Raw genomic sequence first — 14,659 nt, forward strand, 5'->3', positions numbered from 1 at the left:
GATTGTTATCGCTAACATTAGGTTCCGTCAATGCGTGAGACGGTAAAGGAGGTCCCGCTAGTGCGCGGTCGAGTCGCGAATGACGAGCTGGCAGGGCATCCGGTGGACGCCGGGCGTGGCCCTGCGCCGCTCATCCTGCTCAACGACGGCTCGTCGTTCACCCTGCCCTATCACCGGTGGGGCAACCGCGGCCCCGCCACCATGCGCGTCTGGCTACCGACTCCCCAGGAGGAGAACCTTGCGTAGGAAGTTGTCCTGCTTAGCCGTGTTAGCGCTCACACTCGGGCTGGTCGTGCCGTCCGCCCGGGCGGCGCAGGACGAGCTGGGCGTGGCCTACTGGGAGAGCACCGACGACCGCGACGCCTACGCGGTCGACCTGGGCACGCCAAGCTCACCACCGTCTTCCCGCGCCTGAGCGGCGACGGGCTGAAGGTGGACGGCGGCGCGCTCAAGGGGTCGCTGAGCGTCGGGCCCGAGCAGACCGTCCGGACCAAGGTGCAGATGGGCTTCGTGACCGATGAGCTGCCGCGGTCGCGCCAGGAGTACGACGGCTACAAGGACCGCGCGTAAGCAAGGTCGACGGGCCGGGCGAGGTGTTCTTCACCGAGCCCACCGGGACCGGCACGATCGCCTCGTTCACCGAGGCGGGCATCTACCGGCTGCAGCTGGCCGCCTCAGACGGCGTGCGCACCGGCTCGGCGACCGTCGCGGTGACGGCCTCGGGGCGGGGTGAGCAGGCCAACGTGGCGCCGTACGCGACGCCGACCGCCTCCTACACCTCACCATGGGAGAAGGTCACCGCGGTCAACGACGGCATCGACCCGCCAGGGTCCAACGACGGCGCCAACCCGCGCTGGGGCACCTGGCCGCAGCAGGGCACGCAGTGGGTGCAGCTGGAGTGGCCGGCGCCGGTCCGGGTGAACAAGGCCGACGTCTACTTCTTCGACGACGTGGAAGGTGTACGGCGTGCCACCGGACTCCATCCGCCCGGCGCACGTCCCGACCCTGGCGGGCGAGCTGCCCAGGCTCCCGGCGACCGTGGAGACGCTCTACGCCGACGGCACCCGCGGCAGCGCCCCCGTGACCTGGCAGCAGGTCACCGCCGTCACCGTGGAATGACCCCGGCGTCGCGGGACCCGGCCGGGTCCCGTGACGGTCAGCCGCGCGGAGCGGCGCCGGTGGAGTCTCTGACCACGAGCTCGGGCTCGATCAGATGGCGTCCGTCGGCGCCGCCCGCCATCCGGTCCAGCAGCAGCTCGAACGCCCGCCGCCCGACCTCGGCCAGATCCTGGCGGACCGTGGTCAGCGGCGGCCAGTAGTAGGCCGACTCGGGCACGTCGTCGAAACCCACCACGCTCACCTCGCCGGGCACGCTCCTGCCCGCCTCGCGCAGCGCGCGCAGCACGCCCAGCGCCATCTGGTCGTTGGCCACGAAGATCGCCGTCACCGCCGGGTCCTCGGCCAGCCGCCTGCCCAGCTGGTAGCCCGAGCGCGAGCTCCAGTCGCCACGCAGCATCTCCGGCACCGGGCGCCCGTCCGCCTCCAGCACCTGCCGCCAGCCTTCGATGCGGGCGCTGGCGTCGTTCCAGTCGGCGGGTCCCGCCACGTGCCAGACGGTCTGATGCCCCAGGCTGAGCAGGTGCCGGGTCGCGCGCACCGCGCCGGCCCGCTGGTCGACCATGACCACGGGCACCGGCACGTCGTCACCGGCGTCGACCGCGACCACGGGCAGCCCTTCGGGCAGGTGGCTCAGCCCCTCGGTCGCCGACTCGTGCGGGGCCACGATCACGATGCCGTCGACCGACTGTTCGCGCAGCCGGTCGACGGCCTCCTCGATGGAGCTGCGGGTCAGGATGCCGATGCTGGCGATGCTGACCGTGAACTCGCTCTGCCTGGCGGCCCGCTCGATGGCGTACAGCATGGTGGCCGGGCCGTACAGAGTCGTGTCGATGCTGACCACCCCGAGCAGCCCGGACCGGCCGGTGACCAGGCGGCGGGCGGCGGCGTTGGGATGGTAGTCCAGCTGGCGCATCGCCGCCTGCACCCGGACCCTGGTGTCGGCCGCGACCAGCTCGGGCGAGTTGAGCACCCGCGACACCGTCATCGCCGACACCCCGGCCAGCTCGGCGACGTCACCGAGCACAGCGGGCCGGCCCGAGCGCGACTTGGCGGCCATGCGATCACCCCTCCGGGGTAACGCTAACAGCCCGCGGTCGCTCCTCGGCCAGGGACCGCATCTTCCGCCAGCGCCACCAGAGCGGCGACCACGTCGGGAAAGTCGCCGGTGATGGCCGGGCCGAGCTCCGGCCCGACCTGGCCGGCGGCCGGGCCGGTGATCTCGGTCCGGTAGACCACTCGAGTCCGCCCGCCGTCCGCCTCCTCCAGCCGGTGCACGGTGGTGACGACGAAGTCCCCGGCGTCCATCTCGTCGGTGAACAGCTCTCCCGGCACGAGGTCCACGATGCGCATCGTCACCGGGTCATCCCCGGGCGGTGTCATGGTGAACGTGGTGCCCACGGCGAACGGTCCGTCGATCTCGATCTTCTCGATGCCCGCGTTCCATCGCGGCCACGCCGCCATGTCGGACCAGTGCCGCCACAGCACCTCACGGCCGGCGCCGGTCTCCACGCTGTGCTCGTACTCCCACATGTGCCGCCTCCTCATTTAGCCTGCGCATAGACTATCTATGCGAAGACTAAATGTCCAGCGGCTTCTCTGGACTACTGGCGCCTCGTACGCATCCACGACATGTCGATGCCGCCCTCGAGCGCGTGACCGAGCAGGAAGCCCAGGACGCCGAGGACGAGGACGACGAGAAAAGCGTTGAGGCCACCGAAAGCGGCCGCGACCCCGAGCACCGTACCGAAGGCCAGCCCGGCGATGGACCAGACAGGGAACCCGTTCATGATGACCCTCCCTTCATGAGCTGCGACGGTGTCCCGACCCGGCTACCCCTGGATTCCTCCAGCTAGTGCCCAGGTTGCGTAGAGCAATCATTGCCGTGCGATGGGATTTCGGGTGACCGCCCAAACCCGGATCGGCTCGTTAAACCTGTGGCTGGATAAACGTCAAGCCTGTCCGTTTTTTCCCGATATGTGTTTTCGAGTCCAATTCAAGGGCAGGTCGGCGCTCCGAGGCCCATTGCAGAGCGAGAAAGGAGGGCCGGCGATGAATGACAAGGCCCGGTTGGCCATGGCCCTCGCTGCGGGCTACTACCTCGGTCGACGTCACAAGCTGCGCACGGTTGCTCTCTTGGCGATGGCCGGAGCGGCTCGCGAACTGCGGGGCGAGGACGGTTTCCTGAAGCAGGGGCTCAAGATGCTCGGTACGTCTCCCGAGCTGGAAAAGATCACCGACCGCCTGCGCGGAGACCTGATGGAGGTCGGCAAGGCGGCGGCCGTAGCCGCGACGAGCAAGCAGATCGACTCCCTGAGCACGAAGCTCCGTGACCGGGCCGAGTCGCTGCGAGGAGAACAGGCAAGCGGCGAAGAGGAGTCCGAAGAAGAACCCGAAGAACCCGAAGAACCCGAAGAAGAAGAGGAAGAAGAAGAGGAGGAGCCTGCCGAGAAGAAGCCTCGCACGAGGGCTCGGCGTTCGCCGGTGACCAGGGCGCGGAGGTGAGACTGATGCCCGGAAAGGTCAAGACGGACAAGGTCACAGAGGCCGTGTCCAATCCGCTGGCCCTGGCACTCCAGGGCTTGGCCCAGGCGATGACAGAGCGGGCGTTGTCCGCCGTCTCAGACAAGGTCGAAGGCACCATCGAACGGCTCACCGACTTCACCGGAGGCGGCGGAGGCAGCCTCATCGGCGCTCTCACCGGATTGGGATCGTCAGAAGGAGGCAAGGGCGGCCTGGGATCGATGCTCCTCGGCGGGGCGAAGGAAGCGGTCAAGAGCAAGCTCGGCGGCGGTGGACAGGGCGGCAAGAGCGGCAAGCTGAAGATGACCAACATCGCGGAGGTCATCGACGTCGGTGCTCCCAAGAGGGTCGTCTACAACCAGTGGACCCAGTTCCAGGACTTCCCGGGCTTCATGAAGAAGGTCGAGAACGTCGACCAGGAATCCGAAGAACGGGTCAACTGGAAGGCGCAGGTCTTCCTGAGCCACCGGGACTGGCAAGCGTCGATCATCGAGCAGGTCCCGGACACGCGGATCATCTGGCAGTCGAAGGCGACGAAGGGACACGTCGACGGCGCTGTCACCTTCCACGCCCTCACCCCTGATCTGACCCGCGTCGTGGTCGTGCTCGAGTACTACCCGCAGGGCGTGTTCGAGCGCGTCGGCAACCTCTGGCGAGCCCAGGGCAGGCGCGTCCGGCTGGAGCTCAAGCACTTCCGCCGGCACGTCATGACGAAGACCATGCTGAACCCCGACGAGATGGCCGAGAACGGCTGGCGGGGAGAGATCCACGAGGGCGAAGTGGTCAAGGACCACGAGACCGCACTGCGGGAAGAGGAGGAACAGGCTCAGAAGGAAGAGGAAGAGCCAGAGGAGGAGGAAGAAGAGGAAGAGCCGCAGGACGAGTTCGAAGAGGAAGAGGAACCAGAGGAGGAGGAAGAGGAGGAAGAGGAAGAGGAGGAGCCCGAAGAAGAAGAGGAAGAAGAGGAAGAGCCGAAAGCGGAAGAGAAGCCTCGCCGCCGTGCCGCATCCAGCAGAGCACGTTCGGGCGCGGGCACCCAGCGCACAGCGCGCAGGGAACGGCAGCAGGAAGAAGAGCCGTCACGGCCCACTCGGCGTAGGTCGACGGCTCGACGCGGGTGATGATCGAGGGGGAAAGCGGATGACAGTACAACCCGCGACAGGAGGAATAGCCGACAGGCCGTCGCCATCGGGTCTGGCGGACGTGGTCGACACCATCCTTGACAAGGGCCTGGTCATCGACGCCTATGTCAGGGTTTCACTGGTCGGCATCGAATTGCTGACCATCGACGCCCGTGTCGTGATCGCGAGCGTCGACACCTACCTGCGCTACGCCGAGGCCGTGAACCGGCTGGACCTCGCCGAGACCGGCAACCAGCAAGGGCTGCCCGAGCTCGTGGGCAGCATGAAGCAGGGCGCGATCAGCGACAAGGGCAAGGGTCTGGCCCAAGGCGTACTGGAGGCCGCCGGGGAGAAGCTGCAGGACTTCGTCGGCGACAGCGACGACAGGCAGGAGCAGAAGTCCACCCGGCGGAAGAGGGAGGAGGACTGAGATGGCCTCCACAACCACCCGTTCCGAACAGAAGACCGGCACCTATGTCTACGGCGTGGTCCCGGCGGATGTTGAGGTGGCCGAGGACGCCCGCGGGGTGGGCGACCCTCCAGCCCCGGTGAAGGTGGTACGGCACGGCGAGCTCGCCGCCCTGGTGAGCGACGTCGCGCTCGACCGCCCGCTCGGCAGGCCCGATGACCTGGTGGCGCACGAGCAACTGCTGGACGCCACCGCGGCCGAGGTGCCCGTGCTCCCCTTCCGATTCGGCGCCGTACTGGCGAACGCGGAAGCGGTCACCGAGGAGCTGTTGACGCCCCATCACGACGAGCTCGTGGAGGCGCTCAAGGAGCTGGAGGAGCGCGCCGAGTTCGTGGTCAAGGGCCGCTATGTCGAGCAGGCGGTGATCAGGGAGGTGCTCGACGAGAATCCCCAGGTCGCGCAGCTGCGTGACGAGATCAAGGAGCAACCTGAGGAAGTGAGCCAGGCAGCGCGCATCCAGCTCGGGGAGATCGTGAACCAGGCGATCAACGCCAAGCGGGAGGCGGACACCCAGGCCCTCGTCGTGGTTCTCCAACCACTCACCGACTTCGTCGTCGTGCGCGATCCGTCCCACGAGCTCGACGCCGCTCATCTGGCGGTCCTGATCGAGACGGAACGGCAGGACGAGCTCCAGGAGGCCGTGGACGAGTTCGCCCAGGAGCACGAGGGACGGATCGAACTGGGGTTGCGTGGCCCGCTGGCGCCCTGGGACTTCGTGGCTGCCGCGAAGCCGGAGGGCTGACGGATGGGTCTGATCGGCCTGCTCTTCGGCTGGCCGCTCGCGCCCCTCCGCGGCGTGATCAAGCTCGGAGAGGTGATCCAGGAGGAGGCCGAGCGGCAGCTGCATGACCCGGCGGTGGTGCGGCGCAAGCTGGAGGCGATCGAGGCCGCCATGGCCGAGGGCCGGATCTCCGAGGAGCAGGCGGCGGAACAGACGGAGCAGGTCCTGCAGGGCATGATCGGCGAGCCGATGCCAGAGGAAGACGGGGGGTGATCTCGTGCCTGCCAAGCGAAGAACACAGGAAGACGACGTCGATGACGCCAGGGAAACGCGACCGAGACGCCGCTCGCGCAGCCTGTCGGCCGAGACGGCAGGAGCAGTGGGACTGCGCCACATCGCCGACCTGACCTCCAGGGAACCGGAGGGCGTCACGCTGGTGGAGCCGGAGGAAGACGGCTGGGTGGTGGATGTCGAGGTGGTCGAAGACCGCCGCATCCCCTCCTCGAGCGACATCCTCGCGCTCTACGAGGCCGAGCTGGACGAGGAGGGAAACCTGCTCTCCTACCGAAGGCTGCGGCGCTACCGGCGCGGTAGCGGCGGCGACACAGGAGAGGGGTCGTAATGGTGGAGCCGATGCGGTCAAGCAACGTGGCCCGCCAGGGCTCGGGGCGCGAACCGGCCAACCTCGGCGACATCCTGGAACGCGTCCTCGACAGAGGCGTCATCATCGCGGGCGACATCCGGGTGAACCTGCTGGACATCGAGCTGCTCACGATCAAGCTGCGACTGATCATCGCCTCGGTCGACACGGCCAGGGAGCTGGGGATCGACTGGTGGGAGCACGACCCCTGGCTCACCGGCGGCAAGGACAGCGACATCCTCGAGGAGAACCGCCGGCTGCGCGATCGGGTCGCCGAGCTGGAGGAAGAGCGCCCACGACACCGTTCCATCCAGGGGGAAGTGGAACATGACGAATGACACGGGCACCTACCTCTACGCGGTCGCGCGCGACAGGGGCCTCCCCTGCCCGGACGATTTGAAGGGGGTGGCGGGTGAGACCGTGCGGACGATCTCGCACGCCGGTCTGGTCGCCTACGTCAGCACCGTCCCGCTCGACCAGTTCGGGGAAGAGCCGCTGCGGCGGTCCATGGAGGACCTGGACTGGCTCGGCGAGACCGCCAGGGCGCACCACCGCGTGGTGGAAGAGGTGGCCGGGTCGGCTCCGGCGGCCCCGGTGCGCCTGGTCACGGTGTACAGCGGGGAAGATCAGATTCGGGACCTGTTGGATGAGCGGCACGACGACTTCGCCGAAGTGCTCTCCCGGGTGGAGGGCCGGCAGGAGTGGGGCGTGAAGGCGTACGCGGAGACCACCGAGGCGCCTCCCGCCGAACCGCCCGGCGAGCAGCCGACCAGCCCGGGAACCGCCTACCTGAAGCGGCGTCAGGCGAGCCTGCACACCCGCGAGGAATCGTGGCGCCGGGCGATCGGACGAGCCGGGCACATCCACGACACCCTCGCGTCCATCGCCGTGGCGAGCCGGCGTCACCGGGCGCAGGATCCGGAGCTGTCGGGCCGGGACGAGTGGATGGTGCTCAACGGCGCCTACCTCGTCGACGACACCCGTCGCGAGGAGTTCGCGCGCACCGTCGACGGGCTGCGCGGCGAGGACCTCGAGCTCGAGCTCACCGGCCCCTGGGCGCCCTACTCGTTCACCGAACTGGAGGAGGAGCGGTGACATCGCAGCAGCCACGCGGCTCCGCCCTCGCCGCCGAGGGCCGGCTCCCCGCCCAGCGGGTAGCCCTCGTCGACCTGCTTGACCGGCTGCTCGCCGGTGGCGTCGTCGTGAGCGGGGACCTCGTCCTGTCCATCGCCGACATCGACCTCGTCCGCATCTCCGTACGCGCCTTGATCATGTCCATCCGCGAGTCCGACGCACCAGGAGGCGGCCACGTCCAGACCCGATGACGAGCCGACCGTGCAGAGCGCCCATGAGGTACGGCAGGCACGGCCCAACCGGCTGCGCATCGAGACCGACAGGGAGGCGGTGGAGCGAGACCTCTCTCGCCTCGTGCTGACCCTCGTCGAACTCGTCCGGCAGCTGGTGGAGCGCCAGTGCGTGCGCCGGATGGAGGAGGGTGACCTGTCGGACGACCAGGTCGAGGTGCTGGGCCTGACGCTGATGCGGCTCGAGGAGGCCATGAACGAGCTGTGCGAGCGCTTCGACCTGACCCCGGCCGACCTGAACCTCGACCTCGGACCGCTGGGCACCCTGCTCCCCGAAGACTGAGCCGCTGATCGCCTCGTACGACCAGTTGAATCGCGCGCTCGGCCAGGCCGGCTAGTTCCCGGGCTGATCCTGAGGGGCGGCGGTCCGCAGGCCGATGACACGCCTGATCGAGTAGAACAGGGCGATGCCCAGGTAGACGACGGGCCAGAGGAGGTAGACCGTGCTCTGGACGACCAGGGCGAGCGGCACGGACACCGCGAACATGGAGCCCGGCAGCGCGGCCTTCACCCAGATGCCGTCGAACAGCTCCTTGGGCGTGCTGTCCCGCATCAGGCCGGCCCGTCTGGCGTGCAGGGTGAGCCACAGGTTCGCATAGCCGATCACCGCCATCACGAGCGAGTACAGCGCGATGCCCGACCCGTCCTCCGCCGTGTCCAGCGCCTTGCTCGCCCACGGCACCAGGATCAGCGCGAACAACGCCACCAGGTTGATGACGAGCAGCAGCGTGTCGATGGCCGCCATGTAGCGGAAGAGCTTGTGGTGCGCCAGCCACGTCCCGCCGACGACCACGAACGCCAGCAGGAAGGCGACGTACTCGTCGCGGTGGTGGCCGAAGGACGCGAGGAACTCCCCGAGCCTCTTGCCTTCCGGCACCGGCAGCTCAAGGGCCAGCAGGGTCAGCGCGATCGCGAACACGGCGTCGGAGAAGAACGCCACCCGTTCCACGGCTCCCGGGCTGGTTTCCTTGTCGGCCATCACACCTGCTCCCTTACCTGAGCGACCTAGGTGCGTATCCTGCCATGTCGGGATATCGAGTGCATTGAGGGCGCCGACGGGCGGCTTCAGGGAGTGATGGCGGTTACGGCGAAGCGTTCCACGTCGGCCACGTGGCCGCCGGTGGCCGCGACGACCGTGATGACCTGGTCCGTCTGGGCGGTGAACGGGACCGTGGTCTGCCAGGAGCCCGCCACGGGGATGGCCCGGGATTCGGCGATCGGCTTCTCGTGACCCGGCTGGTAGAAGAGGATCTGGACGTTCCCGGCGGTGCGGTTGACGGTGCCGGCGACCATGACGGGTGACTCGGCGGCCGTGCCGTACTCCGGAGCCTTGATGGTGATGTCCGAGCTCTCCGCGCCGACGACCTCCCACGGGGTGTCGGGGCCGCTGCCGTACTTGATCAGGTGCACCGTCGCGGCGACCTGCGGCTTCTCACCCTCCTGCGGGCTGAAGCCGACCTGGACGAAGGCGTCGCCGCCGTGGATGTCGGTCTTGATGGCCTGGTCGAGCTCGGTGAAGCCGAGATAGCCCTGGGTGAAGGCGACCGCGGTGAAGGCGGCGTCCACGTGCCAGGGCGAGTGGCCGCCGGTGCGATACGACCGCTGCCAGTTGCGGACCTGCTGTGGGTCGGAGAACGGCCAGAGCGGCTGGTTCTCCACTTTCTGGGCGGTGCCGGAGCTCGAGGCGGGCGGGGAGCTCAGGGCCGGCGTGGCGCTCTGGGCCGGCGTGGCGCCGGTGCCGCACCCGGCCGCCAGCGCGAGCAGCGCCACGGCGATCCGAACTCTCATGGTCTCCTCTCGAGGGCTCCAGCCCGCATCGTCGCACGTCATCGCCCGCCGCTCAACGTGACCCGCACGCTCAATGCTCGCAGCGGCAGCCGGCCCAGTGGAGCACCACGTACGGCTCGGGATGATCGCTGTAGCGGACGCGCTCGCGGGTGATGCGGTAGACGGCGACCTCGTCGGGCGACGTGCGCGGGACGGGTACGGCCAGGGTGCCGATGTCCTGGTCGATGTTCGTCAGGACTCCGTGGCAGGGGCCGCCGAGGCAGATGGCGTGGTTCATGCCGGATACGCGTGGGTCTCGGTGGCCTTGACCGATGCCCAGATCATCTGTCCTGGCGTCAGGTCGAGGTCGGCCATGGCGGCCGGGGTGATGTCGGCGAAGGCCGTGATGGGGCCGAGCAGGTGGACGCGGACGTTGTCGCCGTGCCGTTCGATGCCTTCGATGCGTGCCTCCCACAGGTTGCGCGGGCTGCCGTCGGGCCGCGAGCGGTAGAGGGCGACCGCCGCGGGCGGGAACGCGACGAACGCGGGCCCATCCAGGTGCTCGGAGGTGCTGATCAGCAGCTCGCCGACCTTGACGCCGGTGCCGTCGGCCTGCCCGCGGTAGAGGTTGAGCCCGACCAGCCGCGCCACGTAGTCGGTGCGCGGGTGGCGCGCCACGTCGGCGGGCGCGCCCTGCTGGACGACGGTGCCGTGCTCGATGACGACGAGCCGGTCGGCCAGCACCATGGCGTCCAGCGGGTCGTGGGTGACCAGGATCGTGGCGCCGTCGAATTCGGCCAGATGCCGCCGCAGCCGGGAGCGGATCTCCAGGCGCGTGTGGGCGTCGAGCGCGGCCAGCGGCTCGTCCAGGAGCAGCAGGGCTGGCCGTACGGCCAGCGCCCGGGCGAGCGCGACGCGCTGCGCCTGCCCGCCCGACAACCGGCGGGGGCGGGCTGAGCCGAGGTCGGCGAGCCCGACGTGCTCCAGCAACGCGGCGGCGGTACGGCGGGCCTCCGCCTTGGGCACGCCCTGGCTGCGCGGCCCGAAGGCGACGTTCTCCAGCGCGGACAGGTGCGGGAAGAGCAGGTAGTCCTGGAAGACCATGCCGATGGGCCGCTGCTCGACCGGCAGGTCGTGCCAGGGGCGGTCGTCGAGGACGATCCGGCCGTCGCTGAGCGGGACGAGCCCTGCCAGGGCGCGCAGGGCGGTGGTCTTGCCCGCGCCGTTGGGCCCGAGCAGTGCGACCACCTCGCCCGGCGCGACGTCGAGCGTGATGTCCAGGGTGAAGGCCGGCCGGGCGACGACCAGGCGGGCGTGCAGCGTCATGGGCTGTTCACCCACCGATCGCGCAGGCTGGCCAGGATGATCACGGATACCGTCAGCAGGACGAGGCTGAGCACGATGGCCGCCTCGGGCTCGGTCTCCAGCGCCAGGTAGACGGCCAGCGGCATGGTGCGGGTGGTGCCGGGGAAGTTGCCGGCGAAGGTGATCGTGGCGCCGAACTCGCCCAGCGCCCGCGCCCAGCACAGCACCGCCCCTGCCACCACGCCCGGCATGATCAGCGGCAGCGTGACCCGGCGGAAGACGGTCCAGCGGGAGGCGCCCAGGGTGGCCGCGGCCTCCTCGAAGCGCTGGTCGGCCGCCCGCAGCGCGCCCTCGACGCTGATCACCAGGAACGGCATCGCCACGAACGCCTCGGCCACGACCACGCCCGCGGTCGTGAACGGCAGCGTCACGCCGAACGCGCTCTCCAGCCACTGCCCGATCAGCCCGCGCCGCCCGAACACCAGCAGCAGCGCCACTCCCCCGACCACGGGCGGCAGCACCAGCGGTACGGTGACCAGCGCGCGCACCACGCGCCGCCCCGGGAAGGAGACGCGGGCCAGCAGCCAGGCCAGCGGCACCCCGAGCAGCAGGCACACCGCGGTGGCCACGGTCGCGCACACCAGCGACAGCCGCAACGCCTCGAGCACGGCAGGCTCGGCCAGCCGTACCAGCAGCGTCGACCAGGGCGCGCGGATCAGCAGCCCGGCCAGCGGCAGCACCAGGAAGGCCAGCCCCAGTACGGCGGGCACCACCAGCACCCATGGCGCACGAGAGCCGGCCCGCCGGCGCATCAGGGCGCCTCGAACCCGGCCTTGGTCAGCACGTCCTTGCCCTGCTGCGACAGCACCAGGTCCACGAACTGCTTGGCCAGGTCACCGGAGGGAGCCTTGGCCAGCACGGCGATCGGGTAGTCGTTGATCGCCTTGTCGGCCTCGGGGAACTCGATGCCCTTCACCTTGCCGGCCGCGGCCAGCACGTCGGTCGTGTAGACCAGCGCGGCGTCCACCTCGCCCAGCTCGACCTTGGTGAGGGTGGCCTTGACGTCCTGTTCCAGCGTGACGGGCGTGACCTTGAGCCCGGCCGCGTCGAGCGCCTTGACCGCGGCGGCGCCGCAGGGGACCTGCTGGGCGCAGAGCGCCACCTTGACCTTGGGATTGGCCAGGTCCTTCAGCGCGGCGACCTTGGCCGGGTTGGCGGTGGGGACGGCGATCTGCAGCTTGTTGCGCACGAAGGTGGTCGGCGAGCCCGCCAGCGAGGCGTCGGTGACGGTCTTCATGGTGGCGGGGCTGGCCGCGGCGAACACGTCGGCCGGCGCGCCCTGGGTGATCTGCTGGGCCAGCGTGGCGCTGGAGCCGAAGTTGAACTTCACCTTGGTGCCCGGGTGCGCCGCCTCGAAGGTCTTGCCGAGCTCGGTGAAGGTGCCGGTCAGCGAGGCGGCGGCGAAGACGGTCAGGTCCTTGCCCGTGGAGGTGGAGGTGGCCGGGGCGGAGCCGCAACCGGCCAGCGCGAGCGCCACGGTGAGGGCGGCCACAAGACGCCTGAACTTCAAGAGGGGCTCCTTACACGCGTTCCTGGTCGGGGATCTCGACGACGACGTTGGTGGACTTGATCACGGCGATCGCCACCACCCCCGGCTCCAGGCCCAGCTCGTCGGCGGCCTGCCGGCTCATCAGCGACACCACTCTGAACGGCCCGGCCGCGATCTCCACCTGCGCCATCACCGCATCCCTGACCACTTCGGTCACGATGCCCCTGAAGCGGTTACGCGCCGAGGAACGCCCGCCGTCGTCGCCCGCGGCGATCTGGGACCTGGCGAAGGCCGCCAGGTCAGGGCCGCTGACCTGGCGATGGCCGTGCTCGTCCCGCTCGGCGGCCAGCTTCCCGGCGTCCACCCATCGGCGGACGGTGTCGGAACTGACCCCGAGCAGCGCTGCCGCCTCGCTGATCCGGAACGTCGTCACAGCCATCACCATACCTCTCGCACTTTCCAGGCTGAATACCCGACTTGCCTAGCATCAGCGGCGTGATCTACGGCCCAGCCATGGTATTCACGAGATCACATCGCGATCGGCGCTCCGAACCAGCGTGCCAGGGCGGCGCGGAGGTCCGCACGCTCGACCGCGTCGGGCTCGGGTGAGTCCGAGGCCCAGGCGACGTACCCGTCCGGACGCAGGAGCAGGGCGGTGGCGGGCGCGTCGTCGAGCTGCGCCCTGACGACGTCCACCCGGTCGCTCCACCCGCGCGCCTCCCCCTTCAGCGAGCCGTCCTTGGTCAGGTCCAGCAGCAGCGGCCGGGCGTCCCTGGTCAGCTCGGCCAGCCGGATGGTCTCGTTCTCCAGGTCCGGTGCCCACCGGCCGACCAGCGGGTGGGCGGCGCTCCCCGGGTCGTAGCGGATGTCCGCGCCGGACATGGTGTCCGTGAGGTGCTTGACCGTGCGCGGGTCACCGAGCAACTCGGTGAACAGCTTGCGCAGCTCTGTGACCTCGCCGCCCGGCGCGATCAGCGCCGACTGGGCCTGGGTGTGCATGACCACCCGCTCGGAGGCCGGCCGCCGCTCGGTGTCGTAGGTGTCCAGCAGCCCGGGCGGGGCCCAGCCGTGGATCTCGGCGGCGAGCTTCCAGCCCAGGTTGATCGCGTCCTGCAGGCCCAGGTTGAGCCCGGGTCCGCCGATCGCGCTGTGCACGTGCGCGGCGTCGCCGAGCAGCAGGACCCGGCGGTCGCGGAACCGCTCGGCGATGCGGGTGTTGCCGCCGATCAGCCTGCGCCGCAGGAACGGCCCCTCACCTTCCGGCTCGCCGAGCGGCACGTCGACGCCGAGCACCCGGCCGATGCTGGCGCGCAGCTCGGCCACGGTCGGCAGTTCCTCTTCGCCGGGCGTGTCCTCGGGCCATTCGATGGTGGTGATGATCGGGGGCTTGCCGGGGAAGGGCGCGTACACGAACAGGCCCCGCTCGGTGCGGTGGTGCATGAACTGCGGGACGGGCCCGTAGCCGGGCACGTTCAGCCCGCCGGTGGCGGGATCGACCATCGCTCCAGGAACGGTGGCGTGCAGGCTGAGGGAGACCGTGCTGTCCCTGGTGACGCCGGGGAAGTCGATGCCCGCCAGCTTGCGCGTCACACTGCGGCCGCCGTCCGCTCCGACCAGGTAGCGGGCCTGCATCCGGTAGGGGCCGTCGGGTCCCTCTACCTCGATCGTGACCGCGTCGTCCTGCTGCGACAGTCCGGTGATCTCGTGACCGTGGCGGATCTCGGCGCCGAGTTCGACGGCGCGCTCCTCCAGGATTTGCTGGACGCGGAGCTGGGGCACTTGCAGCATGTAGAGCGAGTTGTCGTCCAGCACGCTCAGGTTCAGCGGCAGCGCGCCGAACACGAAACCCGGCGCGGGCTTGGGCGGCTCGGTGGAGCCGCTGAGCCGCTCGTAGAGGCCCCGGCGGTCGAGCATCCTGACCACCTGGCCGACCAGGCCGTTGGCCCGGTTCTCCGTGGTGCGCTCCGGCAGGCGCTCCAGCACTACCGGGCGTACCCCGGCGAGGCCGAGCTCGGTTGCCAGCATCAGCCCGTTGGGGCCGCCTCCAGCGATGACGACATCTGCGATCATGATCTTTACCTCCT

The 14,659-nt window shown here is 69.7% G+C and carries 25 protein-coding genes; 14 read left to right on the plus strand and 11 right to left on the minus strand.

Features of this window, described 5'->3' with window-relative positions; genetic code table 11:
• Positions 1 to 60: 60 nt before the first annotated feature.
• The 4 genes from ACIBHX_RS28670 to ACIBHX_RS28685 all read left to right on the plus strand — a co-directional run bounded on the left by ACIBHX_RS28670 (position 61) and on the right by ACIBHX_RS28685 (position 1,119).
• A complete protein-coding gene (locus tag ACIBHX_RS28670) occupies positions 61 to 246 on the plus strand; it encodes a hypothetical protein (protein ID WP_397070383.1) in 186 nt (61 codons plus the stop codon).
• A gap of 19 nt (positions 247 to 265) precedes the next feature.
• Positions 266 to 415, plus strand: coding sequence for a hypothetical protein (locus tag ACIBHX_RS28675; RefSeq protein ID WP_397070384.1), 150 nt, complete (start codon positions 266 to 268; stop codon positions 413 to 415).
• 17 nt (positions 416 to 432) lie between these two features.
• Positions 433 to 570, plus strand: a complete 138-nt coding sequence (locus ACIBHX_RS28680) for a hypothetical protein (RefSeq protein ID WP_397070385.1) — start codon at positions 433 to 435, stop codon at positions 568 to 570.
• Positions 571 to 966: 396 nt separating this feature from the next.
• Entirely contained in the window at positions 967 to 1,119 is a 153-nt protein-coding gene (locus ACIBHX_RS28685; RefSeq protein ID WP_397070386.1) for an Ig-like domain-containing protein, read from the plus strand.
• A 37-nt stretch (positions 1,120 to 1,156) separates the two neighbouring features.
• Here the strand turns inward: ACIBHX_RS28685 and ACIBHX_RS28690 are convergent, their stop codons facing one another.
• The 3 genes from ACIBHX_RS28690 to ACIBHX_RS28700 form a co-directional block, all read right to left on the minus strand.
• On the minus strand, positions 1,157 to 2,176 hold the full coding sequence (locus ACIBHX_RS28690) for a LacI family DNA-binding transcriptional regulator (RefSeq protein ID WP_397070387.1): 1,020 nt from the start codon (positions 2,174 to 2,176) through the stop codon (positions 1,157 to 1,159).
• 23 nt (positions 2,177 to 2,199) lie between these two features.
• The gene (locus tag ACIBHX_RS28695; protein WP_397070388.1) at positions 2,200 to 2,649 is read right to left on the minus strand and encodes an SRPBCC family protein; all 450 of its coding nucleotides are present in this window, start codon (positions 2,647 to 2,649) and stop codon (positions 2,200 to 2,202) included.
• 71 nt (positions 2,650 to 2,720) lie between these two features.
• Entirely contained in the window at positions 2,721 to 2,906 is a 186-nt protein-coding gene (locus tag ACIBHX_RS28700) for a hypothetical protein (protein WP_397070389.1), read from the minus strand.
• A gap of 262 nt (positions 2,907 to 3,168) precedes the next feature.
• Between ACIBHX_RS28700 and ACIBHX_RS28705 the strand changes: the two genes are divergently transcribed.
• From ACIBHX_RS28705 to ACIBHX_RS28750, 10 genes are all read left to right on the plus strand, one after another.
• Positions 3,169 to 3,621, plus strand: coding sequence for a hypothetical protein (locus ACIBHX_RS28705; RefSeq protein ID WP_397070390.1), 453 nt, complete (start codon positions 3,169 to 3,171; stop codon positions 3,619 to 3,621).
• A 77-nt stretch (positions 3,622 to 3,698) separates the two neighbouring features.
• Positions 3,699 to 4,760, plus strand: a complete 1,062-nt coding sequence (locus ACIBHX_RS28710) for an SRPBCC family protein (RefSeq protein ID WP_397070391.1) — start codon at positions 3,699 to 3,701, stop codon at positions 4,758 to 4,760.
• A 19-nt stretch (positions 4,761 to 4,779) separates the two neighbouring features.
• Positions 4,780 to 5,190, plus strand: a complete 411-nt coding sequence (gvpJ, locus tag ACIBHX_RS28715) for a gas vesicle protein GvpJ (RefSeq protein ID WP_397070392.1) — start codon at positions 4,780 to 4,782, stop codon at positions 5,188 to 5,190.
• Between the two features lies 1 nt (position 5,191).
• The gene (locus ACIBHX_RS28720; protein WP_397070393.1) at positions 5,192 to 5,971 is read left to right on the plus strand and encodes a GvpL/GvpF family gas vesicle protein; all 780 of its coding nucleotides are present in this window, start codon (positions 5,192 to 5,194) and stop codon (positions 5,969 to 5,971) included.
• A gap of 3 nt (positions 5,972 to 5,974) precedes the next feature.
• Positions 5,975 to 6,223: a gas vesicle protein GvpG gene (locus ACIBHX_RS28725; protein ID WP_397070394.1), complete on the plus strand. Its 249-nt coding sequence runs from the start codon at positions 5,975 to 5,977 to the stop codon at positions 6,221 to 6,223.
• Positions 6,224 to 6,227: 4 nt separating this feature from the next.
• A complete protein-coding gene (gvpO, locus tag ACIBHX_RS28730; RefSeq protein WP_397070395.1) occupies positions 6,228 to 6,572 on the plus strand; it encodes a gas vesicle protein GvpO in 345 nt (114 codons plus the stop codon).
• Between the two features lie 11 nt (positions 6,573 to 6,583).
• Entirely contained in the window at positions 6,584 to 6,928 is a 345-nt protein-coding gene (gvpJ, locus tag ACIBHX_RS28735) for a gas vesicle protein GvpJ (RefSeq protein ID WP_397070396.1), read from the plus strand.
• The gene (locus ACIBHX_RS28740; RefSeq protein WP_397070397.1) at positions 6,918 to 7,685 is read left to right on the plus strand and encodes a GvpL/GvpF family gas vesicle protein; all 768 of its coding nucleotides are present in this window, start codon (positions 6,918 to 6,920) and stop codon (positions 7,683 to 7,685) included. Before gvpJ (ACIBHX_RS28735) ends, ACIBHX_RS28740 begins: the two co-directional genes overlap by 11 nt.
• Positions 7,682 to 7,915 carry a gas vesicle protein gene (locus ACIBHX_RS28745; RefSeq protein ID WP_397070398.1) on the plus strand — a complete coding sequence of 78 codons (234 nt, stop codon included), beginning with the start codon at positions 7,682 to 7,684 and terminating at the stop codon, positions 7,913 to 7,915. Before ACIBHX_RS28740 ends, ACIBHX_RS28745 begins: the two co-directional genes overlap by 4 nt.
• Positions 7,916 to 7,925: 10 nt before the next feature.
• The gene (locus ACIBHX_RS28750) at positions 7,926 to 8,237 is read left to right on the plus strand and encodes a gas vesicle protein K (protein WP_397070400.1); all 312 of its coding nucleotides are present in this window, start codon (positions 7,926 to 7,928) and stop codon (positions 8,235 to 8,237) included.
• A 51-nt stretch (positions 8,238 to 8,288) separates the two neighbouring features.
• Here ACIBHX_RS28750 and ACIBHX_RS28755 read toward each other — a convergent pair whose 3' ends face one another.
• The 8 genes from ACIBHX_RS28755 to ACIBHX_RS28790 all read right to left on the minus strand — a co-directional run bounded on the left by ACIBHX_RS28755 (position 8,289) and on the right by ACIBHX_RS28790 (position 14,645).
• The gene (locus ACIBHX_RS28755) at positions 8,289 to 8,933 is read right to left on the minus strand and encodes a TMEM175 family protein (RefSeq protein WP_397070401.1); all 645 of its coding nucleotides are present in this window, start codon (positions 8,931 to 8,933) and stop codon (positions 8,289 to 8,291) included.
• A gap of 86 nt (positions 8,934 to 9,019) precedes the next feature.
• Positions 9,020 to 9,742, minus strand: a complete 723-nt coding sequence (locus ACIBHX_RS28760; protein WP_397070402.1) for a hypothetical protein — start codon at positions 9,740 to 9,742, stop codon at positions 9,020 to 9,022.
• A gap of 70 nt (positions 9,743 to 9,812) precedes the next feature.
• On the minus strand, positions 9,813 to 10,019 hold the full coding sequence (locus ACIBHX_RS28765; RefSeq protein ID WP_397070403.1) for a hypothetical protein: 207 nt from the start codon (positions 10,017 to 10,019) through the stop codon (positions 9,813 to 9,815).
• The gene (locus ACIBHX_RS28770) at positions 10,016 to 11,047 is read right to left on the minus strand and encodes an ABC transporter ATP-binding protein (protein ID WP_397070404.1); all 1,032 of its coding nucleotides are present in this window, start codon (positions 11,045 to 11,047) and stop codon (positions 10,016 to 10,018) included. The genes ACIBHX_RS28765 and ACIBHX_RS28770 overlap by 4 nt, the downstream gene beginning before the upstream one ends.
• Positions 11,044 to 11,838, minus strand: a complete 795-nt coding sequence (locus ACIBHX_RS28775; RefSeq protein ID WP_397070406.1) for an ABC transporter permease — start codon at positions 11,836 to 11,838, stop codon at positions 11,044 to 11,046. The genes ACIBHX_RS28770 and ACIBHX_RS28775 overlap by 4 nt, the downstream gene beginning before the upstream one ends.
• Complete coding sequence (gene modA, locus ACIBHX_RS28780) at positions 11,838 to 12,596, minus strand: molybdate ABC transporter substrate-binding protein (protein WP_397070407.1); 759 nt, start codon at positions 12,594 to 12,596, stop codon at positions 11,838 to 11,840. Before modA ends, ACIBHX_RS28775 begins: the two co-directional genes overlap by 1 nt.
• A 10-nt stretch (positions 12,597 to 12,606) precedes the next feature.
• Positions 12,607 to 13,008, minus strand: coding sequence for a molybdopterin-binding protein (locus tag ACIBHX_RS28785; RefSeq protein ID WP_397070409.1), 402 nt, complete (start codon positions 13,006 to 13,008; stop codon positions 12,607 to 12,609).
• A 95-nt stretch (positions 13,009 to 13,103) separates the two neighbouring features.
• The gene (locus ACIBHX_RS28790; RefSeq protein ID WP_397070410.1) at positions 13,104 to 14,645 is read right to left on the minus strand and encodes an FAD-dependent monooxygenase; all 1,542 of its coding nucleotides are present in this window, start codon (positions 14,643 to 14,645) and stop codon (positions 13,104 to 13,106) included.
• Between the last annotated feature and the right edge of the window lie 14 nt (positions 14,646 to 14,659).

The sequence above is a fragment of the Nonomuraea sp. NPDC050536 genome, from assembly GCF_044457685.1.
In the GTDB taxonomy this organism is placed as follows: Bacteria; Actinomycetota; Actinomycetes; order Streptosporangiales; family Streptosporangiaceae; genus Nonomuraea.